Annotated in this window: 20 protein-coding genes; 15 read left to right on the forward strand and 5 right to left on the reverse strand. The window is 42.6% G+C overall.

Annotated features, from left to right (window positions below):
• Positions 1 to 646: 646 nt before the first annotated feature.
• From recN to KPY62_RS08205, 9 genes are all read left to right on the forward strand, one after another.
• Positions 647 to 2,323: a DNA repair protein RecN gene (gene recN / locus KPY62_RS08165; RefSeq protein WP_216581558.1), complete on the forward strand. Its 1,677-nt coding sequence runs from the start codon at positions 647 to 649 to the stop codon at positions 2,321 to 2,323.
• A gap of 159 nt (positions 2,324 to 2,482) precedes the next feature.
• Positions 2,483 to 3,046, forward strand: coding sequence for a YqgE/AlgH family protein (locus tag KPY62_RS08170; RefSeq protein ID WP_201623449.1), 564 nt, complete (start codon positions 2,483 to 2,485; stop codon positions 3,044 to 3,046).
• Positions 3,047 to 3,175: 129 nt separating this feature from the next.
• Positions 3,176 to 3,682, forward strand: coding sequence for a Holliday junction resolvase RuvX (gene ruvX, locus KPY62_RS08175; protein ID WP_324033916.1), 507 nt, complete (start codon positions 3,176 to 3,178; stop codon positions 3,680 to 3,682).
• A gap of 84 nt (positions 3,683 to 3,766) precedes the next feature.
• A complete protein-coding gene (locus tag KPY62_RS08180; RefSeq protein ID WP_216581560.1) occupies positions 3,767 to 4,237 on the forward strand; it encodes a hypothetical protein in 471 nt (156 codons plus the stop codon).
• 92 nt (positions 4,238 to 4,329) lie between these two features.
• Positions 4,330 to 4,590: a sulfurtransferase TusA gene (gene tusA, locus KPY62_RS08185; protein WP_216581561.1), complete on the forward strand. Its 261-nt coding sequence runs from the start codon at positions 4,330 to 4,332 to the stop codon at positions 4,588 to 4,590.
• 146 nt (positions 4,591 to 4,736) lie between these two features.
• A complete protein-coding gene (locus KPY62_RS08190; RefSeq protein WP_216581562.1) occupies positions 4,737 to 5,951 on the forward strand; it encodes a methyltransferase in 1,215 nt (404 codons plus the stop codon).
• A 209-nt stretch (positions 5,952 to 6,160) separates the two neighbouring features.
• A complete protein-coding gene (gene xerD / locus KPY62_RS08195; protein WP_216581563.1) occupies positions 6,161 to 7,099 on the forward strand; it encodes a site-specific tyrosine recombinase XerD in 939 nt (312 codons plus the stop codon).
• Positions 7,100 to 7,157: 58 nt separating this feature from the next.
• Entirely contained in the window at positions 7,158 to 8,153 is a 996-nt protein-coding gene (locus tag KPY62_RS08200; protein ID WP_216581564.1) for an SEL1-like repeat protein, read from the forward strand.
• A 608-nt stretch (positions 8,154 to 8,761) separates the two neighbouring features.
• Positions 8,762 to 9,370 (forward strand): class I SAM-dependent methyltransferase, encoded by a 609-nt coding sequence (locus KPY62_RS08205; RefSeq protein ID WP_216581565.1) that lies wholly within the window; start codon positions 8,762 to 8,764, stop codon positions 9,368 to 9,370.
• A 110-nt stretch (positions 9,371 to 9,480) separates the two neighbouring features.
• On the opposite strand, the gene lptG is transcribed toward KPY62_RS08205, so the two are convergent.
• Positions 9,481 to 10,716, reverse strand: a complete 1,236-nt coding sequence (gene lptG / locus KPY62_RS08210; protein ID WP_216581566.1) for an LPS export ABC transporter permease LptG — start codon at positions 10,714 to 10,716, stop codon at positions 9,481 to 9,483.
• A complete protein-coding gene (locus tag KPY62_RS08215; protein ID WP_216581567.1) occupies positions 10,716 to 11,996 on the reverse strand; it encodes an LPS export ABC transporter permease LptF in 1,281 nt (426 codons plus the stop codon). Before KPY62_RS08215 ends, lptG begins: the two co-directional genes overlap by 1 nt.
• Before the next feature lie 434 nt (positions 11,997 to 12,430).
• Between KPY62_RS08215 and KPY62_RS08220 the strand changes: the two genes are divergently transcribed.
• The 5 genes from KPY62_RS08220 (at position 12,431) to KPY62_RS08240 (ending at position 18,661) form a co-directional block, all read left to right on the forward strand.
• Positions 12,431 to 13,042 carry a cysteine hydrolase family protein gene (locus tag KPY62_RS08220; RefSeq protein ID WP_216581568.1) on the forward strand — a complete coding sequence of 204 codons (612 nt, stop codon included), beginning with the start codon at positions 12,431 to 12,433 and terminating at the stop codon, positions 13,040 to 13,042.
• Positions 13,043 to 13,196: 154 nt separating this feature from the next.
• A complete protein-coding gene (locus KPY62_RS08225; protein ID WP_216581569.1) occupies positions 13,197 to 14,834 on the forward strand; it encodes a leucyl aminopeptidase in 1,638 nt (545 codons plus the stop codon).
• A gap of 6 nt (positions 14,835 to 14,840) precedes the next feature.
• Positions 14,841 to 15,347: a DNA polymerase III subunit chi gene (locus tag KPY62_RS08230; protein WP_216581570.1), complete on the forward strand. Its 507-nt coding sequence runs from the start codon at positions 14,841 to 14,843 to the stop codon at positions 15,345 to 15,347.
• A gap of 340 nt (positions 15,348 to 15,687) precedes the next feature.
• Positions 15,688 to 16,893 carry a serine/threonine transporter SstT gene (sstT, locus tag KPY62_RS08235; RefSeq protein ID WP_216581571.1) on the forward strand — a complete coding sequence of 402 codons (1,206 nt, stop codon included), beginning with the start codon at positions 15,688 to 15,690 and terminating at the stop codon, positions 16,891 to 16,893.
• A 580-nt stretch (positions 16,894 to 17,473) separates the two neighbouring features.
• Positions 17,474 to 18,661: an MFS transporter gene (locus tag KPY62_RS08240; protein ID WP_216581572.1), complete on the forward strand. Its 1,188-nt coding sequence runs from the start codon at positions 17,474 to 17,476 to the stop codon at positions 18,659 to 18,661.
• Between the two features lie 150 nt (positions 18,662 to 18,811).
• On the opposite strand, the gene KPY62_RS08245 is transcribed toward KPY62_RS08240, so the two are convergent.
• Together KPY62_RS08245 and KPY62_RS08250 are read right to left on the reverse strand one after the other, a co-directional pair.
• Positions 18,812 to 19,135 carry a chaperone modulator CbpM gene (locus tag KPY62_RS08245; RefSeq protein ID WP_216581573.1) on the reverse strand — a complete coding sequence of 108 codons (324 nt, stop codon included), beginning with the start codon at positions 19,133 to 19,135 and terminating at the stop codon, positions 18,812 to 18,814.
• 80 nt (positions 19,136 to 19,215) lie between these two features.
• On the reverse strand, positions 19,216 to 20,214 hold the full coding sequence (locus KPY62_RS08250; RefSeq protein WP_216581574.1) for a DnaJ C-terminal domain-containing protein: 999 nt from the start codon (positions 20,212 to 20,214) through the stop codon (positions 19,216 to 19,218).
• Between the two features lie 485 nt (positions 20,215 to 20,699).
• Between KPY62_RS08250 and KPY62_RS08255 the strand changes: the two genes are divergently transcribed.
• The gene (locus KPY62_RS08255; protein WP_216581575.1) at positions 20,700 to 21,062 is read left to right on the forward strand and encodes a septal ring lytic transglycosylase RlpA family protein; all 363 of its coding nucleotides are present in this window, start codon (positions 20,700 to 20,702) and stop codon (positions 21,060 to 21,062) included.
• 58 nt (positions 21,063 to 21,120) lie between these two features.
• Here KPY62_RS08255 and KPY62_RS08260 read toward each other — a convergent pair whose 3' ends face one another.
• Positions 21,121 to 23,190: an ABC-F family ATP-binding cassette domain-containing protein gene (locus tag KPY62_RS08260; protein ID WP_216581576.1), complete on the reverse strand. Its 2,070-nt coding sequence runs from the start codon at positions 23,188 to 23,190 to the stop codon at positions 21,121 to 21,123.
• Positions 23,191 to 23,779: the final 589 nt, after the last annotated feature.

Consider the following 23,779-nt stretch of genomic DNA (forward strand, 5'->3'; position numbering starts at 1 on the left):
ACATCTTGAGTGGCTATTTCCAAAATAACAACTGGCTTGTAATAATAAACTTTATATAGCAACTGCTTAAGTTATAGAGTCTATATGATCTACTACTTGGATATTATATATTTCAAAACTAAGTTACTGTTTTATATACTTAATATGACTTTATGGGTAACCTATATAAGCTGTATACGGCTTACTAAGCTACAGGGTGCCTGAAGTATTTATGTGACTATTTTGCAATTAGGTGAGATTATGCTACCACATTACGTCTGTAAAGTTTGTTATTGTGTGACTAAAAATATAGTTTTCTAAGTAGATTTAGCAAGGACTAATCGACCATAGTAAGGCTTATATGTTGCCATTAGATGACTGTCTATTTCTAGTTTATATCTATAGAATACTGGCTAATGACTATAGTGATTGATACTAAAAACCTAGGTTGAACGGTATGTTTTACAAGGTAAGCGGTAGGTTGATGCACAAATTATCCTTATCTTAATTTAGACCAACCCTGACAGAAAACTGATTTGTATTTGGCACGCTTTGACACCATAAAGCACTGATCTTTTCTTAAGTTTTTTAGTAATATTATTTTGCATAACATCCTAAATATTTTAGCTACTAATTAGAGATTAGTAACTCATCATGAGAGGCTTTGATGCTTTTATCATTAACCTTATACCAGTTTGCGCTAATTGCTAAGCATGAGTTAAGCGTTGCTGAAGGCTTCAATGTCATCACTGGTGAAACAGGTGCAGGCAAGTCGCTATTACTTGATGCTTTATCACTGTGTATAGGCGAACGTGCCGATAGTGCTATGGTTAGGCACGGAGCTGATCACGCCGATATCTATGCCCAATTCGACGTCACGGCCAATGGCGTAGTCGCCGAGTGGTTCAAAGATCATGAGCGTACTTTGGATGATCAAGAGATATTAATAAGGCGTCAGCTTAGCAACAATGGTCGCTCAAAAGCTTGGCTCAACGGCACGCCAGTTAGCTTGGCGGAGCTAAAGAGCTTAGGCGCTCTGCTAGTAAATATTCATAGTCAACACGCCCAACAAGCCTTACTCAAACCGCAATTTGTGGTGCAATGGCTCGATGAAATGGCGCAGATAACTGCTCTAGCGTTACAAACTGCCAGCAGCTACCAACAGTATCAACAGTTAAGACGCCGAGCTGAAGATATCGCTAATCGCCAAGCCCAACGCCAAGATCGTATCCAACTGCTACACAGCCAATTGAGTGATATCGCCCCACTATTAAGTGTCGACTATCGTGATATTGAGTCAGAACATGAAGAACTTTCTAATATCGAGGCTTTAATGCAAGAGGCCAGCCATGGTTTGCACTTGCTCGATAACGATACCGATGAGCCTGACGTCATGACTCTGCTTGGGCAAGCGATCAAGCTTTGTGACCATCAGATAAGCGTTAGTCAAACCTTTGGACAAGTCTCAGAGCAGCTACATTTGGCCCAGCAACAGATCACTGAGGTGACTACATTACTTTCTGATTATGCTGAGCAGCAATTACCTGATCCTGAACGCTTGCAGGAGCTAGATAGCCTGATTAGTCTTGGTCATCGCTTGTCACGTAAGCACAACTTGCCGGCGAATGACTTAATTGTGGAAGCAAAAGTTTGGCAACAACAGTTAGAGCTATTAGAAAATGAGCCTAGTAGCGATGTGCTTGCTGCACAGATTGAAGAGGCTTGGCAACAGTATCTGCAGTTGGCGAATAAGCTCAATGCTAAGCGTACTAAAGCGGCGCCTACTGTTTGCGATCAGCTGGTGGCGCAACTACAACCTTTAGCCTTACCTAATGCGCGCTGTGAGTTTGTATTCACTGCTAGAGACTCTGCTCAGTACAATGCCCAAGGCTGTTATGATATCGATCTGCTGTTTAGTGCTAACGTTGGCATGCCTATGCAACCGCTGCATAAGATCGCCTCGGGTGGTGAGCTGTCACGCATGGCGCTAGTGATGCAAGTACTACAAGTGACTAATGCTGACAATAATGCCGCTAAACCTATGCTAGTATTCGATGAAGTCGATGTCGGTATCAGTGGTGGTACTGCGCAAGTGGTTGGCGAGTTACTGCGCACTTTGGGTCAAACTCAACAGCTACTAGCCATCACCCATCAAGCACAAGTAGCCGCCCAAGCGCACCAGCATATTTTAGTACAAAAGCATCATCATGAGCAGACCCAAAGCGAGTTGGTGATCCTGACTGAAGAAGCGCAAGTCGATGAGCTGGCACGTATGTCAGGTGGGCTGATCATTACTGATGTTACTCGTGATCACGCTCGTAGTTTGCTCACTGATGTTAAATAACTAGCTGATGTCGAATATTGCTAACTTTAGCTAAATAGCGTTTAGCTAAGCTACTAGTTGATTAATTACTGCTGAGCCAGCATTTCATATGTTGATTTATTAGTTACTATCGCCATATAGTAGTGTCTCCATTCTCTTACTTACGTTGCGCCTGTCCTTATGTCTAAAGCCAATTTGACTCATCACTTCTTAATCGCAGCACCAGAATTGTCAGACCCAAGGTTTGAACAAGCGCTGATCTATATTTGTCGTCATGACAAGCATGGAGCCTTAGGTTTGATGGTCAATCGTCCGCTTGAGCAGTCTCGTGTGGGTAAACTGCTGGAAGACTTAGATATTGAAGTCACTGACTTACAAGTGATGGATGACTTGGCCTTAGAAGGTGGCCCTATGTATCCTGAGATTGGTTTTGTACTGCATACTGGTCAACCTGATTGGGCCTCTTCATTCGCCATATCAGAGAATGTCTGCATCACTACTAGTCAAGATATTCTCAAGCGTATTGCTGCTGGCCAAGGGGTTGGACATTATCAACTGTGCTTGGGTCATGCCAGCTGGGGTAGAAAGCAGTTAGAGCAAGAGTTAAACAATGGCGACTGGTTAGTCTGCCCTGCTGATTTAACCCTATTATTCGATACCCCCTTTGATGAGCGTTGGCATTTAGCTGCTGATAAAATTGGCGTTAACTTTGACTATCTCAGTAGTGATATTGGTCATGCCTGAGGCAACAGTAAAAATAGCTATTGCTGCCATTGATACTGCCAAATAGCTGATATCAGTTAGTAAAAGTAAGTTAAACTGAATTGCATTAAACTAATAATAGAAACGTAGGACTGCCCTTTGGATAGTAATGTGCTCGCCGAAACAATCGATCAACGTGTAGATGTCTCTACTATTAAGCCCCATCTGGTTTTAGGCTTAGATTATGGGGTCAAAAAGATGGGCATGGCGCTTGGTAATACGATTACTGAGACCGCCAGAGCTTTTGATATTTTAGTGATGAACAATGGCCAACCTGATTGGGATAACCTATTAGGAATTATAAAAGTTTGGGGCGTGACCCAAGTGATCGTTGGTCTGCCATTAAATATGGATGGCAGTAGCTCTATGCTGTCCAAGCGTGCGAATAAGTTTGCTCGGCGCTTGGCGCATCGGTTAGTCGAGCAACATTTGCCAGTGACGGTAAAAATGTGTGACGAGCGTTTGACCTCAGTAGGAGCACGTGAAATAGCATGGGAACAAGGCTGGATTAAGCATGAGCGCGATCCTATTGATGATATTTCAGCTTGTATCCTGCTATCTACTTACTTTACTGATCCTGATAGTGCGCTGGCGATTGATACTATTAAGGCTGAGTAATAGAACAACCAATAACGCCGATTAATAGAACGATAAGCTAGCTTTTAAAGCCTCATTACTTAACCGGATAAACTGCTAATAATTATGCCTACTGTTTCAGAGCAAGCAACCCAGCATGGCTTTGCCCCACTTGCCATAGCTCGCATCAAAGGCGCACAACGGGCCAATCAAATAGCGATCTATTTGCTGTACGCAGCGATTATCGCTTTTATGGTGTTTGGCACTATTGCTAGCATCAAGATGTTCCATGACAGTGCCCTACTATATCGGCTATTTTTTAATCTACCTTATGCGCTGATTGCCCTTACTATCCCCATCACCCTTTATGATGCGTTGGTTATCTATCGCTATCGACTTAGTCAAGCGTCGATGGTTATTATGAGCATCGGGGTATCTGCTATCATTCTTGTCGGTGGCTTGATCTTTGCAGATACTGCTTGGTTAGGACTGTCTTGCTGGCTTGGCGTTGCGTTTTTATTCAAGTCTAACTTTAAGCGATTTTTTGATTTTTTAGCCTTGCAAGATGAGCTCGAAGATACCGAAGAAGTGCTATAAAATACTAGTTAATAATGCTATTGGTTGAAAAAACTCAGCTATAAAATACTTTCTAAACTTATTTATTCTAATTAATTTGTAATACTAAAACTATGACAACTCTAAGCCCCGACACTGCTATTGACCATCATTTGGACACTCAAGGGCTGATATGCCCTGAGCCGGTGATGATGCTGCATAAAACTATCCGTAAAGCTGATGCTGGTGATATTATCGAAATACTCGCCACTGATCCGGCAACCACTCGCGATATTCCTAATTTTTGTCGCCATTTGGGTCATACCCTTGTTCATCAAGAAACCTTAGATACCACACCAACTTATCGCTATCTAGTAAAGAAAAAGAGCGCTTAATAGTTACTATTTAGCGCTTATTAACTTGCCGATATTTAAGGTAATAAATGCTAGCTATGGCGCGCTTGAATTACGGCGCCACATATAGAAGCAAGCTAGCTTTGTGCTATAGACAATAAATCATTCACCAGTTAAAGGTAGGCCGCGTGTTAGCAACAGAAAAGCAGTATGTGCATTGGCAACAAAACCAAAACTCACGCAGTGCTTGCTGGTTATCTGAGAGCAATCAGCTACCGCCTGCACGTATTGTGTTGGTTGATGATAAGACTACCGCAGATCAGGCTTACCGTTTAGCTTGCGAAGGCACTTCACTGCTATGGAATGGTGACTTTCATAATGCCCGACAATTACTACAAGCACTCACTCGGCGTATTGAGCGTACTAATAAACGTTCTGAACAGCGCAAAACTAGCAAAGCAAAAGCAGCTACTGCGGCTGATAATGCTGATGACACTACAAACCAATCCTTAGCAACAGCAAAACAGATACCCAACTTGTTTCATCAGCAACGCCAAGCACAAGCCCAGCGCTCACGAATATTAAGCCGTTTGCTATTAGAGCTTGCTCCAGGTTATAGCAGCCAGCTACGTCGGGCCCCTGATCTGACGGCTGCTTGTACCGCTGCTTTTGGTGAGCTAGATGAACCTTGCTTATTATCGTTTCGTGACCTGCAAGGTGCTTTGGGGGCAGCACAGTGGCGTGCCAAAGGAGTCCCGATTAAGGGCTTGGACTTATCGATTTTTCCGCATTATGGGGTCTTTGCCCCAACCCGTCATGAGTATGTGCAGCTATTACTCGACGCCCCACTGCCAGCTAGTTGTAATGTGGCCTTTGACATTGGTAGCGGCACAGGCTTACTAGCTATTATCTTAGCGCAGCGTGGACTAAAGCAAGTGATTGCGACGGACTTAAATCCGCGCGCTATGGCTTGTGCCAGTGAGAACTTTACGCGCTTAGGGTTATCTAATGTGCAGTTACAACAAGCAGATTTGTTCCCTACTGCGGCACCTTTGGCCAATCTGATTGTCTGTAATCCCCCTTGGTTACCCGCTAAGCCAAGCTCACCATTAGAATATGCAGTCTATGATGCTAATAGTGCGATGTTGCGTGGGTTTTTGCAGGGTGCAAAACAGCACTTAGCTGCGCAAGGAGAGGTTTGGCTGATTCTGTCGGACTTAGCGGAGCATTTGCAATTGCGAACACGTGATGAGTTATTAGGCTGGTTTGCAGCTGCCGGTTTAGCAGTGAAGTATCGTCTCGATACTCGTCCTAAGCATGGCCGTAGTCAAGACGACACTGATCCATTATTTGCTGCACGCAGTAGCGAAGTTACTTCACTATGGTGCTTGCAACCTGCGTAGAGTCTCAGTGACAAACTATAAAAAACATAAATACTATCTAGCAAATACTATCTAACAAAATTTTCCTAAAGTATGATAAGTACGCTATCAATTCTCTATTAACATGCTGAGCATCGATGCATCATTAGTGTTATTAGCATAGCTAAGTGATAATCTTCTAAAGCCCTTAGCTATGCTATTCTGTCTTTACACCCACTGAGTATTGTCTTATGAGCCGTGATCGCGCTGTACAGCAGCGCCAACCAAAAGCGCTAGCCGTAGAGGATGAACCGACTTATATCACCGAATTTCGTCAAGCGATGCTAGCGCGTGGTTTAGCGACACGCACCCGTAATGCTTATGTCCGTGATCTGCGCTCTTGTGAACAAACTAGTCATAGCGCCCTGACTCGCTGGCAGTCTGATGAAGTGCTGCATTGCTTATCTGTGCTGGCCGTCGAGGGCAAAACCCCACGCACTCAAGCCCGTATGCTCTCCAGCCTACGTCAGTTCTATCTATGGATGATTGCTAGTAACTTGCGTGAAGATAATCCCTGCGAGCGTATAAAAACCCCGAAGATTGGCCGTCCCCTACCCAAAGACTTGTCGGAAGCTAATGTCGACAACTTACTGGCTGCGCCTGATAGCAGCACTTCACTGGGACTGCGCGATAAGGCTATGTTAGAGGTGCTTTATGCTTGTGGTCTACGAGTTAGCGAACTGGTCAATTTATCAATAGAACAAGTCAACTTAAATGCCGGCTGGCTACAAATCACTGGTAAAGGTAATAAAACCCGTTTAGTACCGTTAGGTGAATATGCGGCGGATGCCCTTGAGGATTATTTAACTCATGGTCGTAGCGACCTAATCGCTCATTTAAAAGCAGGCAATTGCCAAGCAGTGTTTTTGACGGCTCAAGGGGGCTATATGACCCGGCAAAACTTTTGGTATTTGATTAAGAAGTACGCCAAAATTGCCAGTATCGATAAAGATTTGTCTCCGCATACTTTACGCCACGCCTTTGCAACTCATTTATTAAACCATGGTGCAGATCTGCGTAGCGTCCAGTTATTACTAGGGCATAGTGATTTATCGACTACCCAGATTTATACTCATGTGGCGACCGCTAGATTGCAGAAGTTGCATGCTGAACATCATCCGCGGGGTTAGGGTTCTTATTTTATTAAATATTTCATCATAATAATGCTTCTAAGGACGAGAAACTATAATGAAAATTTTAAAAAATATTTCCTTTTACAGAATTTTAGTCATAGTTTTCTCATTGGGAGTTACGCTTCCTTCCATGGCAACATACTTTCAAACAGTTGAATCTTTAGCAAAGCAAGGTAATGCTTATGCTCAACTTGGTCTTGCAACTATGTACTATGAAGGTCAGGGTAATAGACGAGATATGATTAGAATGGCTAACAAGCTTGAAGGGTTAGACAACTATGTTGGAGACGATTTTGATAATGAAGGTATTCCTAGGGATGATAAAAAGGCATTTGAGTGGTTTGAAAAAGCAGCTAATCAAGGGCTTGTAGAGGCTCAGTACAAGCTTGCAGAAGCATATGATAAAGGTATAAGTGTATCTAAGGATAAGGCTAAAGCATTTAAATGGTATCAGACCGCCGCTAACCAAGGTTTTAGTGATGCACAAAAAAGCGTCGGTTTAGCTTATTATTTTGGTGAAGGTGTCACTCAAAGTTATACCAATGCACTTATATGGTTCAAGAGAGCAGGTTATCAAGGCAATGAAGATTCTCAATATTTTGTTGGTTGGATGTACGCTAGCGGTTTAGGCGTTTCTCAAGATTTCAATCAAGCAGTTGAATGGTATCGAAAAGCTGCTGAGCAAGGCGACCTTAATTCTCAAAAAGCTCTTGGTATAATTTATGATGAAGGAAAAGGTGTGCTTAAAGACGACAAAAAAGCATTTGAATGGTATGAAAAAGCAGCCGAGCAAGGCAATACATTTTCGCAATATACTGTCGGGTCTATGTATGAAGAGGGTCGTGGTGTTAAGCAGAATTATAAGAAGGCGTTTGAATGGTATACAGAAGCAGCTGGTATGCAAGAAGGAATTGCGCAATTTAGGCTTGGCAAAATGTACTATGATGGAAAGGGTTTAGATCAGGATAAGACCAAGGCTATAGAGTGGTTTGGTAAAGCTTGTGAGAATCAAGAAGAGCGCGGATGCGAGGCTTACCGAGAATTGAATTAGCGCGTAGGCTGGGTTTTTAACCCAGCGAATTAATAATTAAGCTAAAAAAATCACCCCATACGACACTGAGCGGAAATTCTGCTTTAATCAAGACTTTAAGTTTAATCCGTAGATCTTGCTGGGTTAAAAACCCAGCCTACATCAAAATTAACTTGATATGCAGTAGGTAGCGTGGTTATAGCACTAACAGAATATTCAGTTATAGATTTAAAGCTTAAGCAAATAAAATAACCGCTGCCTTAAAGAGCATTTTAGCCGTGACTGCAGCGGTATCCTGTGCCTCTAGGCAGGTTGCGGACACTTGGCTGAAGGTAGTATCGAGAATACAGGAATGCCATCAGCCACTAGTGACCGCCCTGCCTAGGGGTGCAGATATAAGCGAAAGGCGCGATTAGCTGCTATATAACTTATAACTAAGCATACTGCCAGCTTTTAACTCACCTCACTGCTAGACGAGATTAACTTCTATCCACGCAATTCTCTTAATACGTAGCTGCAAAACTGCCTTTTTATCGTTACAATAGCGGTCATAACTTGTGAGCTGGTTGTTTATTAATGATAATGAGCTCAGCACGCCTCCCTTTTTATAGCCAATATCCGAGAATACAATGAGCCATAGACCTCCTGCTGAACTGTTAGAAAAAGCCAAACACTGGCGCGAAGATATTAACTTTCGCCAAGACGTATTGGGTAAGCCTTTTGACTTTGCCACTACTTGGGGTATTTTTTCACCGCAAAAGATTGATGATGGTAGCTTAATGCTGCTGGATTATATTGATTTTGAAGCGGATGATGACTCGATAGATCTAGGCTGTGGTTATGGCGTACTAGGTATGGCAGCAGCGCGCGAGTGCCCGAATGGTCAGCATACGCTAATCGATAAAGACTTTATGGCAGTAGAATATGCTCGTATTAACTGTGAGAAGAATGGTTTAGACAACGTCGATGTACATTTATCTAATGGTTTTAATCATGTGGCTAAAGATAAAAACTTCAGCTTAGTGATGTCGAACTTGCCGGCTAAAGTAGGTAAAGAGCAGCATTATCTGTATTTTCTCGATGCCCATGCACGCATGCATAAAGGCGGCCGTTTTTATGTAGTAACTATCAATGGCTTGCGTCAATTTATGAAGCGTTCATTCACGGAAGTATTCGGGAACAGCGAAAAGATCAAGCAAGGCAAAACTTATACTATTACTATGGCGACCAAAGACTAATTGCTAACCATAGAGTAGTAAAAAGAGTGACTTTAAGTCAAAAAAAGCACGCTAAAACAATTCAGTCTTAGCGTGCTTTTCTATGTCTAACTCTAGTACAACCTAGCTCTCTACATCTGGCGTTTAAGCAAATAAAGCCCTAACAAGGCACTAGCGATGATCGGTGACAGCACCATTAATAGTGGTGAGAAACCAGTAGCCAAAGACACAAAACCGACTAAGTCTTGCAGGTAGCTAAATAATAAGCCAAATAATAAGGCCACGACAATGCGCAAGCCTAAGCTATGAGTACGTAGCGAACCGAATACAAATGAGCAAGCGACAATCACTAAAGATAAGATAGATAACGGTGATAGCAGCTTTTGCCAAAATGCTAGCTCATGATTTAATGAGCGCTGCCCTTGCCCACGCATAAATTGCTTATGCTCATATAGCTGAGTCAATGATAAATCTTCAGCCTCACGAGTCAGCAAATAAACCGACTCTGGGGCAAAAGGTAAGCTTAGAGTATCCGATGGTGACTTAGCTTGACTAGCCTCAAAACCTTGGCTGATATTCAGCTTAGTCATATTATTCAGCTGCCACTCATAATTGTACTTCTTAGGGGAATCGCTGTTCGAATCGATAGGCTTACGACCAATATATTTGCCGCCTTCAGCACGAATAGCGGTTTGTAGGTTGCCATTATTATCTAGATGCCAACGCTTGACCTCACCGATGTTACCTTTTGCATCAGCATAGTCAATATATAGAATATCGCTGCCATCTGGCTGAGCGTCTGTAGTGTCCGAATTACGGTCTTCGCTGCTACTATCACTAGTGGCAAATCGCGGCTGCACTGTCCAATAGCCACGCACAGTAGTAATCGACACGTCATGGTCTTTATTATTAATCTCGTGGGCCAACTGATTGCTGGTAGGCAGTATGAACTGATTGATCATTAAGGCTAACAGCACAAATACTAAGGCAGGCTGCAATACCCAACTAACGATACGATAGACGCTGACTCCTGAGGCGCGCATCACCACCAGCTCGCTCTTATTAGCTAACAGTCCTAAACCTACTACTGCTCCTAGCAGCGCCCCAGTCGGGATAAACTCCTCTAAAAAATAAGGTGAGCGATACAGAATATACTTGAGCGCCTCCGCCATCGTATAGCTGTCATTTAGTGAGTCAAGCTCAGATAAGTAGGAGAAGACTATTTGTAGTGCCCACAATCCTATGATAGCGGCAATAATAGCTAATAAGGCATTGAGCTTGACGTAGCGACTCAGCACTTTTAGATTACTATACGAGCTGTTAGACTTATTCGCGTTAGCGGCGCTGTTGCTAAACAAAGAGCGCATTAGTACTGCCCTCTATTTGAGCCATTACTACTATTGGCCTGTTGATTAGGATTATTAGATATCGAATCACTGTCTTCTCGGCGGACCCGCAATCGGTGTTGAATACGACTACCCCAATTCATATACAGCGCTAGTGCTATAAACCCTACTATCAGCCACGCATAAGACCATACACTGATGCTACCTTGACTCACCGGATTCTTTAGCGAAATGATACCTAGAGCACAGCTGACAAACAATAGCACTGCGGGGAATAAGCGTAGCCAGCGCCCTTGTCGTGGCCGTACTTGCGCCAAAGGTACTGCCAACATAGGGGCAATTATCATCAACCAAGGCAATGCAAATCGATAGCCCAACTCGCCTTGTGCGGCGTACATAGCGCTAGTACTGTTAACCTGCGCACTAGCCGTTGCTGCTTGCCATAAAGGGCGCAGCGTTTGAGTCTCAATATTTTTTTCGGTCACTACTTCTTTCGATGACTCAGTCAAAGTAATGCGATAACGATCAAAGCCCACTTGGTTATACTTGAGACTGCCAGCACCTACTTCGTAACGTCGCCCTTGGAACAAGTCCAATTGGGTGATTCCGTCAGCACCATTATCGACTTGTTCAGCACGTTTGGCGAGGGTGATCGTATCCTTTCTGATAGCTTGGTTGCTGTTAACCGCTCTGACAGCCGCTTGCGCTGCCCCCTCAGTAGTAAGCGAATCTGCCAACTCAGCACTGTCATATATAGCCGTTTTACCACTAGCTTGAGTATCGTCTTTACTTTGAATTAGCACCACATCTTGCAACTGTTTTTTATCATCGCTAAGACTGCCTACATACAGATGATAATTACCGCTGCTGATAAACTCTTTAGGACGGATTAAGTCAAAGGCACTAGTCAAGGCTTGCTGCTGCCAGACACTCTCAGAGGAGCGCACGCCCCAAGGCTTACCTACTACTGATAAGCCTGCTTCAACAACAAATAATACCAAAATAAGCGGGGTCATCAAGCGCGCCAGCTTACCACGTGAGACACCACTACCATTGATAACGGCCATCTCTTGATCGACATAGAGTCGGCCGAATACCAACATCAAGGCAATAAAGAAGGCTAATGGTAGGATAAGCTCTAAGAAATAAGGCAGATTATAGCCAATAATGCTAAATAACAGACTGATATCTAAGCGGCCTTCAGCAGCAATACCGAAATAACGTATCAAACGTCCACCCAGCATCATCACTATCAAAAACCCCAATACTAAAGCGGTGGTTGAGGCAACCTGATTAGTCATGTAGCGGCGTAATATCACAATAGTTACTCTTAATAGTTGGCAGTCGTACGGTGAATTGCTTATCTATTAATAATAGGAATAAACAGAGATCTAGGCTCAGAAAATGTAAATGGATAGCACCAATAATGCCATTATAAGAAAGCATACCTATATATAATAGGGTGTATATTGATTGTTACGGATATTTATTTAAGAGCCAGCAAGAATGAATTTTGTATAAATTAAACCGTTTCAATTATAAGTAATAACGGCGACTGCTAATGCTAGCATATTTTTATAAAAATATGACGGTAAAAGATGTTCAATAACATTACTAATGCTTGTACTGTAGTTCATTTAAAAGGTTTGTGTATGCTTAGTATCGAGCTCTGATAAGCTGATAAATAGTTGTTAGAATTTAGCTTCATAACACTTATTAACTGCTGGAGAATATTATGTCTAACCTCGCCCCTGCCACCCTACTTGAATTGGCTGGCGGTCAGTTTAATAAACTAGACTGGTCAAACTGTGCTCTAGTATTGATCGATTTTCAGAATGAATATGTGGACGGTGCCATGCCTCTAGGAGAGCTAGGCGCTGCTGCTACTGCTAATGCACGTTTGCTACTGCACAAAGCTAGAGACCATGCTGTGCCTATTTTTCATATTGCCCATCACGGCGCAGCTAACGGCAATGTTTTTGACCCTTTATCCGCGAACGTAGCTATTGTTGATAGTTTGCAGCCACTAGATAGTGAAAAAACTATTACTAAGCAGCACCCTAATGCTTTTTATGATACTGCGCTACAGAGCCTTATTGAAGCTACTGGTAAGCAACAGATTATCTTTGCCGGCTTTATGAGTCATATGTGCATCAGCTCTAGTGTAAGAGCCGCTTTTGACTTAGGTTTTGAAAGTTTTGTTTGTCATGATGCTTGTGCCACTCGCGACTTGCCTAATGTTAGAGGAGAAACTATCGCTGCCAATATCGTCCACGATACCGCTATGGCGGCGCTACAAGATCGGTTTGCAGCCTTAGTAGCCACTGATGACTTGGTTAATAACTAGGATGTGACTCGCCATAATGGTCGCAGTGTGCAACAGAGACGTTCAAAATCATTACCTAACCCTTGCTGACTGCGCACTGCTGTTTTGATATGCTACACTGCCGTAATTGCTTAACTAGCATAAAAATCAAACATTCTAATAAGGACAATAATAGATGAATATTAAACTAACTGATTATTTACCAAAAACTCATACCCAAAAAATACTAAAAAAAGAAGCCAATGATAAAGACTCAGCTTGCTTAGTAGTATTAGTTGACGATAAGAAAAATATCTTAGCTCAAGCTACGCTAAGTGATTATCAACAACGTATTGAGCAACTAATCGAAGTATCTCATTTCACTGGTAAAGCTTGCGAAACAGTCGCTGATTATGCTTTAGCTGGTGATAAAAAAACCACTAAACAAAACCCATTACAATTGCTATTAGTAGGCGTAGGTAATGTTGATAAGCTTGACAACGCAGCGCTACAAAAAATCGCTAACACTATTTATCAAAGCACGCAAAAGCGAGTAACTTCTATTACTGTTGCTTTGGCTGATAGCTTACAAGATAGTGAGTTCGGTCAATTTGCTCTCAATCTATTAGCCGCTACTTACCGTTTTGACAAGTACAAGTCAGAAAAAGCAACGCCCGTGTTAACCGATATCTATCTGCTGGCTGATGCTGCTTTGCAGCCTGCGCTAGACTTTGCGCAAGCCGTATTCGCTGGTCAAACCTTGACTCGTGATGTGGCTAATGAGCCGGGTAATATTTGTTTCCCAGCTTATATGGCAGAGCAAGCACAAGCCTTAGCCAAAGAGCATTCTGATGTGTTAAAGGTGACGGTATTAGGTGAAGCTGAGATGCAAGCTTTAGGTATGGGCTGCTTTTTGTCAGTGTCACAAGGCTCTACTAAAGAGGGTCAGCTGGTCATCATGGAGTATCAAGGCAAGTCAAAATTCAGTGCAAAAGCTACTCCTAACAGTGCCGCAAAAGTTAGCGGCAGCCTCAAAGCTATTGCTGATAAGCTACCACTTAAAGGCGCTGGCAAAAAAGCTAATAAAGCTGCTAGCCAAGTGGTCAACGATAATGCCCCAATCGTCCTAGTCGGTAAAGGCGTCACTTTTGACTCAGGTGGTATCTCAATCAAGCCAGGTGCGGCTATGGATGAGATGAAATTCGATATGGGCGGTTCTGCTGCGGTATTAGGTACCTTAAAAGCCTTGTGTGAAGCTCGTCTGCCTATCAACGTTGTTGGTGCGCTAGCTTGTGCTGAGAACATGCCTTCAGGTGATGCCACTCGTCCTGGTGATATCGTCACAGCTATGAATGGCAAAACAGTCGAAATTCTTAATACCGACGCTGAAGGTCGTTTAGTGCTAGCTGATACTTTATGCTATGTCCAACGCTATCAGCCAAAAGCTATCATCGATGTGGCCACTTTGACTGGGGCTTGTGTAGTGGCGCTTGGTCATGTGCGTTCAGCCGTATTCAGTAACGATGAAGATGTGTTGTTTGCATTAGAAAACGCTAGCAATCAGTCTGGTGATTTGGTCTGGCACATGCCGATGGATGATGCTTATCAGTCGCTAATTGACTCGCCTATCGCTGATGTGCAAAACATTGGTGGTAAAGGTGCAGGGGCAACAACAGCCGCTTGCTTCTTATCGCGTTTCATTGAAGAAGGTCAAGCATGGGCGCATTTAGACATCGCTGGTACTGCTTGGATTTCTGGTGCACAAAAAGCAGCTACTGGTCGTCCAGTGCCGCTATTTATGCAGTATCTAAAGAACGCTGCGGATATGGCATAACCGTTTATGTCGACCTATCAAACTACTGTAAATAATGTGACTAATGGCAATAAGCTACCGGTTAGCTTTTATGTACTGAGTGACCATAAGGCGCAAGATTTTTTAGGCTTTATAAGTCAGCTGGTTCAAACAGCGCTGAATAAAAGTCAGCAGTCGTTATTGTTACTAATCGATAACGAGTCTTTGCTTAATGAGCTTGATGAGGCGCTATGGTCGCAACAAGCCGTTAGCTTTATTCCCCATCAGTTATTAGTAGCTAGCTCTACTGCGCCTGCTACTGATGATTTGCTAGCGCCAGTGCTATTAGGCGATTACTTACCGAGCCAGTTTAAGGGCATTGTCCTTAATACTACTACTCGCGCGGTGAACGACTTTATGAGCACTACTAGTAACACTTTACCGACTCGTATTTTGGAGATTATCAAACCTGATACTACCAGCATGCAACAAGGTCGAGAAAAATATAAGCGCTATCAACAGTTGGGCTATGAGCTTACTCACTTTAAAGTTTGATTTTTAGCTTTTATTTTTAATGTTAACTATAAAACGCCAGTCATGGCGTTTTTTTATGGCTGAATAAAACCCCGCTAGCGCTATTATTTGCCCAAATATTAAGCGATCAAATAATTATTTTCATTTAAAGCGGCGACAGTGATTAGAAGTTCTTAACGCTTAAATCTGGCTTATGCAGCGCAGTCCATAATGCTTTACCAGTCAAAAAATTCATTGTTCTAGTGTTCTATTGTCCTGTTGTTATAGTCATAAAGTCTAACATTAGGCTAATATCATAAAAAATGCTAATATCCCCCACTTATTACTAATGTTTATTATTGACTGAGTTATAGGGGTAAAAATGCGTTCATTGATTTCGATGTACCAGCGAATAGGGCTAGTACCCCTAATTATTGTTGGCTTAATAGTAGGTGTTTTAATTGGTTGGTTGGCACCTAGTGCTGGTATTGCCTTAGGACTATTAGGTACACTGTTCGTTGGTGCCCTAAAAGCAGTGGCACCGATATTGGTGTTTATCTTAGTGATGGCGGCTATCTGTCAGCATCGTAGTGATAGCGAAGTCTACGTCAAACCAGTGCTAATTATGTATCTGTTCGGCACTTTTTTGGCAGCTCTAATCGCCGTAGGTGCGAGCTTCTTATTCCCTACAGAATTGGTGTTTATCAGTGGTGACGCCGTTCAGCAAATACCACCAGCGAATTTGAAAGAAGTCTTAAGCAACTTATTACTTAGCCTCGTAGCCAACCCTGTTAATGCCATCGCCAATGCCAACTATATCGGTATCTTAGCTTGGGCCATCATTATAGGCTTTGCTCTACGTCAGGCCAGCGAAACTACCCGTACTGCTGTGGTTGATTTCTCCGAAGCTATTTCACAAGTTGTAAAATGGGTCATTGCTCTAGCCCCCTTTGGCATCTTAGGCTTAGTCGCTAATACTGTTGCAGAAACTGGCTTTGCTGCCTTAGCCGGTTATGGGCGAATTTTACTAGTGATGATTGGTTGTATGCTATTTATAGCCTTAGTGGTTAACCCCATTATTGTATTCGTAAAAACGGGTAAAAACCCTTACCCTTTAGTTTTTACTTGCTTAAGTGAGTCTGGAATTACGGCCTTCTTTACTCGCAGCTCCGCGGCTAATATTCCGGTAAACATGAATCTTGCCCAGAAGTTAGGCCTGCATGAAGAAACTTATTCGGTGACTATACCTCTTGGTGCCACTATTAATATGGCCGGTGCCGCCATTACTATTAATGTGCTCACTCTGGCGGCGGCTCATACTTTAGGTATTGAAGTTAGCTTTGCCTCCGCTTTACTATTAAGCTTAGTGGCAACTATTAGTGCTTGTGGGGCATCCGGTGTGCCCGGTGGTTCGCTACTTCTAATTCCACTTGCTGCTAGCTTGTTTAGTATCCCGAATGACATTGCCATCCAAGTGGTTGCTATAGGTTTTATCATCGGCGTAGTACAAGACTCTGCTGAGACCGCATTGAACTCCTCAACGGACGTGTTATTTACTGCCGCTGCTGACCCAAAATATGCGCGCTGATCCCTTCTAAAGGGTGGTGACTAGATTGCGAAAATTATAGTAATAATAAAAGAGCATTTGATGCTCTTTTTTTTTATCTGAATTTTGTAGAACTCTTCCTATCGTCCCGCTTAATACTGTTGTTATAAATAAAAATCATCATATACAGTAAGGGTTTCACACTTAACAAAACAGTACATGGCAGAATGGGTGAGTGGTAAAAACGCGGTTATACTGCAGCTGTTTTAGCTCTATATCCTAGATTTTCTAAGCCTGTTAATAGCCTTTATTTATAGACCTTATTCATAGTCCTTATTTATAAAGTCGGTTTGCAGGTTCTGGTTATAGGCTGTGATTTACCTGAGCTTTTATAGCTTTGTCTATATTAATTTTAACGCTTAACACCCTCTATTTATAAAAGACCATAATGTCTTGCTACCCTAACCATTTATGGAAAGGGGTTTTACCTATTATTAAAAGAAGTTAACATGAGCATTACTAGAAAAATGAACATTGCCAGCTTCACCTTAGCTATATCTTATATTACTCGTACCACCCAAATTACTCAGATAACTGCCATAGCGATAGGGGGGCTGATGATATGAGTATCAACGATCATACACTACCCAACCCTGTAATCTCCGGCTTACCTATCTGGAAGCTACTGGCTTTCACTTTGGCAGGGTTCCTAGCTATCATGACCGAAACCATGCCAGCAGGTCTATTACCACAAATAAGTGAGTCGTTGGGCGTTTCTAAAGCGCTAGCCGGTCAGCTGATAACTTTCTATGCCTTGGGCTCAGTGCTAGCGGCTATTCCCGTTATCGCTGCCACTCGCAGCTGGAACCGCAGACGGCTGTTTATGTTGGCCGTTGGTGCTTTGTTGGTATTCAATATTGTCACCACATTATCTAGCAACTATATCATTATCATAGTGGCCCGCTTCGCTGCAGGTATGGCAGCTGGAGTGATATGGGGTTTATTACCCGGTTACGTATTACGTATGGTGGCAGGTGATATGCGTGGCCGTGCCTTAGCCATTACTGGTGTAGGTCAACCTATCGCACTAGCCCTCGGCATTCCATTAGGCACTTGGTTGGGTATGTTATTTGACTGGCGTGGGGTGTTCTGGATCATGTCAGCGCTCACCTTGTTATTATTATTGTGGATACGCTTAGCGATACCAGACTTTGCTGGTCAATCCGTTAAACAGCGCTTGCCTATTAAGCAGATTTTTTTGATGCCAGGTATCCGTCCTGTGTTAGTTACGGTGTTCGTATGGATATCGGCCCATAATTTACTCTATACTTATATCGAGCCTTTCTTGGCTTCAGTCGGGCTAGAACAGAGAGTTGATGCCGTTCTATTGCTATTCGGTATCACTGCCATGCTCGGTATTTGGCTGACTGGATTGCTCGTCGATCATTGGCTACGTGCTATGGCATTGATAGGTCTGAGCGGGTTTGCAGTAGCCGCACTAATATTAGGCTTCTCTGGCGGCTCGGCAGCGATCGTGCTAATAGGTATAGCGCTATGGGGTATTACTTTTGGCGGCGCACCGATAATGCTACAAACCGCACTAGCAGGCGCAGCAGGTAAGAATGCAGATGTGGCGCAGTCTATGTTTGTGACTATATTTAATTTAGCAGTTGCTGGTGGTGGTATCGCCGGTGCCTTACTATTGCAACATATTGGCGCTGTATCATTCCCTTGGGCAGTGCTTGCTCTCGCCTTGATAGGCTTGTGTATAGTATGGAGCGCTAGAGTGAATGGCTTTCGAGCTAAGTAGTCATGCAGGTGAGGTGGTTTTGTTATAATTCAATAGGTAGCTTGATTTAAATAGCTATTCAAAGCAATTATTTATAAAATAAAAAAGGGCCAATAAGGCCCTTTTACTTTGGGTAAAAATAATAAACCTATGGCAAACTTAGCCACTGGCTTACTTTAGACTATTCACTTCTATTTCAATCATCGTCTTATCGTTATCCCATTGACGCTTATACTGACGCAGCTGCTCGACTTCCTCTAACAGCTCTAGTATCAAACCAATCGCTGGTACGCTGGCTTCAAAGTCACGACTAAGTCGCGAAGCACGGCGCACAGTAGTGAGCTGATAACCACTAAACTGCTGACTTTCAGGAATGTCATATTCAATGATGCTTTCTTCGATTAGAGCGATTACCCATTGTGGCTCTTGACCACAAGCAGATACTAGCTCATCAAAGCTCATAATAATGTCGGTTAATTCAGGCGAGTGTTTCATATTATTATCCTCGTTACTTTTGATATTAACGTTTTGCACTAATCTTATTGTACGCTCGTTATAGTCACTGCTAGCGATTTTTAACGGCTGATGCTAGTCTCAGAAAAGGCTTGTTTTAACTGCTCATAAGCCTGTTTATCGGCATCACTACTGACTTCTGGATTAACAATATTCAAGGTTAAGTATAAATCACCAGCTTGTTTAGCAGGGATACCTTTACCTTTTAGGCGCAGATTGCTACCTGACTTGCTGTTACTGGGGATACTGACACCTAGAGTTCCGCTCGGGGTAGTGAGGTTTATCTTTGCACCAAGCGCGGCTTCCCACGGAGTAATATTGACCGTTTGATAGACATTAGCGCCTTCTAAGCGAATATTATCCGCATGAGTAATTTTTACCTTTAAGAATAAATCACCGTTTTTGCCTTTCCCACTGCCTGCGGCCCCTTGTCCGCTTAGACGGATTTGCTTACCCTCGGTAATACCTTTAGGTATTTTAATCTTTAGCGTTTTGTTATCGTAATTTACGCTGCCATCAGGTTGGCGGACGGGCACATTTAGTTTAATACTATAGTCGTCACCGTTATACACTGAAGCCAAGTCAACGTTGATCTCCGCATGTTGGTCTTGGCCTTTGCTATCTTGACTGCCAAAGCCAGCACCGAACTGATCGAAGCCACCGCGCTGTTGCCCCCCTGTCTGACCACGCGCACCATGACCAAACGCTGAAAAGATATCATCAAAGCGAAAGCTGCCTTCGCCAAAAGCTTGCCCTTCACCAAACTGACTTTTCATATCTTCCCAACGGAAGCCGCTCGGTTGTCCAGCCCCTGACTGTCCACCAAATCCTCCTTGGCCTGCAAATGGATTATTTAGCATGGCATCATATTCAGCCCGCTTATCTTTATCTCTAATAGTCTCATAAGCGTTATTAATAATTGCAATCTTATTATCAGCATCCGGATCTTTGCTGACATCAGGGTGATACTCACGCACTAGCTTGCGATATCTTTTCTTGATATCAGCATCTGTAGCGTCTTTTTTTACCCCTAAAATCTCGTAATAATTCTTTTCTGCCATGATGGGTTTCCTTTTATTTTTATGTTTATGTTTATGTGATAGTTTTGAGTTAAGCGTTTTTAGGTGATGACTCTCATGTTTGTATGGGCGATGTTTATATCTATAGCATACCGCAATGAACCCTTAGTTTATGTTGATAAAAATTAAACGCTAAAAATTAATTTTAATTATGACTGCTATACAAATAATAATTGGCGCTCTATATAATTTTACAATCCGCATGACTAAAAAATTCTGTGAGACTCTCTATATTACTATGGCTAGGCGAAGTGCCAGTCCCCTATTGATAGAGAAATAATATTAGCAAAGACCTCAGATCTCAAAAGTATTTTTATAAAATATTCAGCTTTAAATGCATTTTACAAAGTCGTAAGGATATAGCAGGCTTTTTCTAGTAAAATAGTTATATTATTCATGCTCATAGGGAGCGTGAATATTGTAGGCAAGAACATCTGTCTATTTCGTTAATTGTAAAAAGGTATTAAATGTCTTATTTAATCAAGTCTTTAGTTATTGCTTTATCACTGTTGTTAACGACTACTGTTTTTGCCGCTAATACTAGTTATTACGGTAAAAAGTTCCACGGTAAACGCACAGCTAGTGGTAGCATCTTCAATATGAACTCTTTAACTGCTGCGCATAAAACGCTGCCGTTTGGTACGAAGGTACAAGTAACTAATAACAAGACAAAGCAGAGCGTGATAGTAAAAATTACTGATAGAGGCCCTTTTATTCGGGGACGTATTCTTGATTTATCTAGAGCCGCTGCTGGTAAAATAAACTGCGAGCTTTGTACGACTAGTATGAAGGTACTATCTTACGGTGATGGTAAATATCGTAAGCAATAACGTAGAAAAGGGGGAGAGCTGACGCTCTCCCCCTTTTTATTCATTATCCAAAAAACCCTTACTCAAACTCAGCTTCTATCTCTTCAAGAGTAGTCATCGCCAGTAGCAAGCTCTCTTCATGATCGCTATGCTGCTGTTGCAATGCTGTCTGCTCATCAAGCAATTTTAATAAATCTGCTTTGCGACTTTCTTCATACAGCTCAGTATTAGCCAGTTGAGTCTCTAAACTAACCAGCTTTTGGTCAATCTTAACTAGCGACTTTTCAGTATCCTCAATATCACGACGAATAGGAGCAGTAAGTTTGCGCTGATCAGCAGCCAATTTGCGCTGCTCCTCTTTAGTCAGCGACGAAGCTGCGGTATTTTCAGCTAATTTAGAATTCGCGAATTTTTTTTTAGACGATTTAGAATTATCAGTGTTGCCATTGCCCGCTTCATTGTCTGTTTCACGTGAAACACTATCTTTATCAATGAATTTTTTGTTAGCTTTTTTGTTTTTGCCTTTTTTATTAGTTCCTTTATCTGAAGAGTTTTCTTGTTTACGCTTTTCAGACAGCCACTTACCGTAGTCGCTGATATCGCCATCAAACTCATCGATCTGACCGTCATGCACTAGATATAACTCATCGCAGACATTAGCGATTAGCTCACGATCATGCGAGACTAATACTACTGCCCCTTCAAAACCTTGCAAAGCTACCGTTAGTGCCTGACGCATTTGCAAATCTAAATGGTTGGTTGGCTCATCGAGAACTAGTACATTAGGACGTTGCCAAACAATCAATGCCAAAGTTAGACGGGCGCGTTCTCCTCCTGAGAACAGCTTACTCGGGGTGTCAATACGCTCACCGCGAAAGTCGAAGCTGCCTAAGAACGAGCGCAATTGGGCATCAGAGGTCTTGCCAGCTAGACGACGTAACATTTCTATAGGCGTGGCTTCAGCATCTAAAGCATCCATTTGATGCTGATTGAAGTAGCCGAGCTTTAGAGTATCAGAAACTTGATAAGTCCCTGTCAACACGCCTAACTCACCAACCAAAGCTTTAATCAGTGTTGATTTACCGGCACCGTTCATCCCCAGCAAGCCTAGACGAGTATCAGGAGTCACTTGCACATTAGCGTTATACAATAGCGGCGTTGTGCTATAGCCAATATCTGCTTTGCTTAACTCAATCAACGGCGAACTCATGTGAGCGGGCTCGTAGAATTGAAAAGAAAACGGGTTATCGGCCATCATAGGTGATAGCTCAGCCATACGCTCTAGCTGCTTAATACGGCTCTGTGCTTGTTTAGCTTTACTGGCTTTGGCACGGAAACGACGAATAAAGTCATCCAAATGCGCCTTAGTCGCTTCTTGCTTCTCAAACGCTTGCTGCTGCTGCGCCATACGCTCATGACGAGTACGGATAAACTGCTGATAGTTACCAGTATACAGAGTGATCTGCTGTTGTTCTACATGCAAGATATGACCAACTGTGGCATCCAAGAACGCCTGATCATGTGAGATTACGATGACCAAACCGGTAAACGAATTGATCCACGTCTCCAGCCACAGAATTGCATCTAAGTCCAAATGGTTAGTGGGCTCATCAAGTAACATCAAGTCAGCACGACTCATCAGAGTCTTAGCTAGGTTTAAGCGCATACGCCAGCCCCCAGAGAAGCCTTCTACTGGCAAATCGTGCTGAGCCGTATTAAAGCCAAGCCCCGCCATAATTTGTGCCGCTTTAGTAGGAGTGCGATAGCCATCAATCTCATCAAACTGCTGATGCAACACCCCAATTTGGTCATCACTAACACTACTTAAGTCGCTCAAAGCTTCGTTGAGCGTATACCACTGCTCATCACCACCTAGTACGTAATCGATCGCGGTTTGGCTACTAGCGCCTACTTCCTGCGCCATGTGTGCGACATGCCAGCTGTCAGGAATACTAACCTCACCCTTATCAAGCGTTACTTCTGTATCACCAGTGCCCATCTGCGTTAGTAATAAGGCAAACAAAGTTGATTTGCCAGTACCGTTATTGCCGGTTAGACCAATTTTGTGATTGGGGTGCAGCTGAAAACTGGCACCTGAAAATAATTCACGGCCATCACGGCGAACACTAACGTCTTTAAATTCGATCATAGGGATTTTTATCTCAAGGGTATTAGAAAAAGCAGTTACTAAAGGTAAAAGCAGGTTTAAGAGCCTCTTTACTAAGCAGCTCTTAAAAGTAAAAGACATAAAATTAGATAATTACTGACTATTATTTCAAACGCCCGCCCTATAGGCAAACAATTAAACAACTATTTCAATTTTAAGCCATTAATGAAGGCATAATAGACGGTTTTCAACGCTAATGACTGATAATTGGTTGCTAATACTGACTATTAACAACCGTTATTAGATCTAGCGGTTAGCAATCATTATTAGCTCTAGCTATTCGTAACCGTTATTAAACACTATTAGCTATGTCTGATAGACTTGACAAATTAACCACAGCCCCAATTATGATATACTAGGCGGTGTTGAATAATCACAGTAAGGCACTACTAATAGCCATTGATTTATCAAAGCTGTGCTTTAGTCTAAGTAAAAATTGTAGATAAAGCAGGTACCTTGGCTAGCTGTTAACAGCGATACCCAATATCATTTATCAGTATGATTGTAAGTATCAACAGATAAAAATAGACGCAGAACTATTTTTTGCAGCAACTTTATTGAAGGTGCCCTT

Origin of the sequence: Psychrobacter sp. TAE2020 (assembly GCF_018919485.1) — a bacterium.
GTDB lineage: Bacteria > Pseudomonadota > Gammaproteobacteria > Pseudomonadales > Moraxellaceae > Psychrobacter.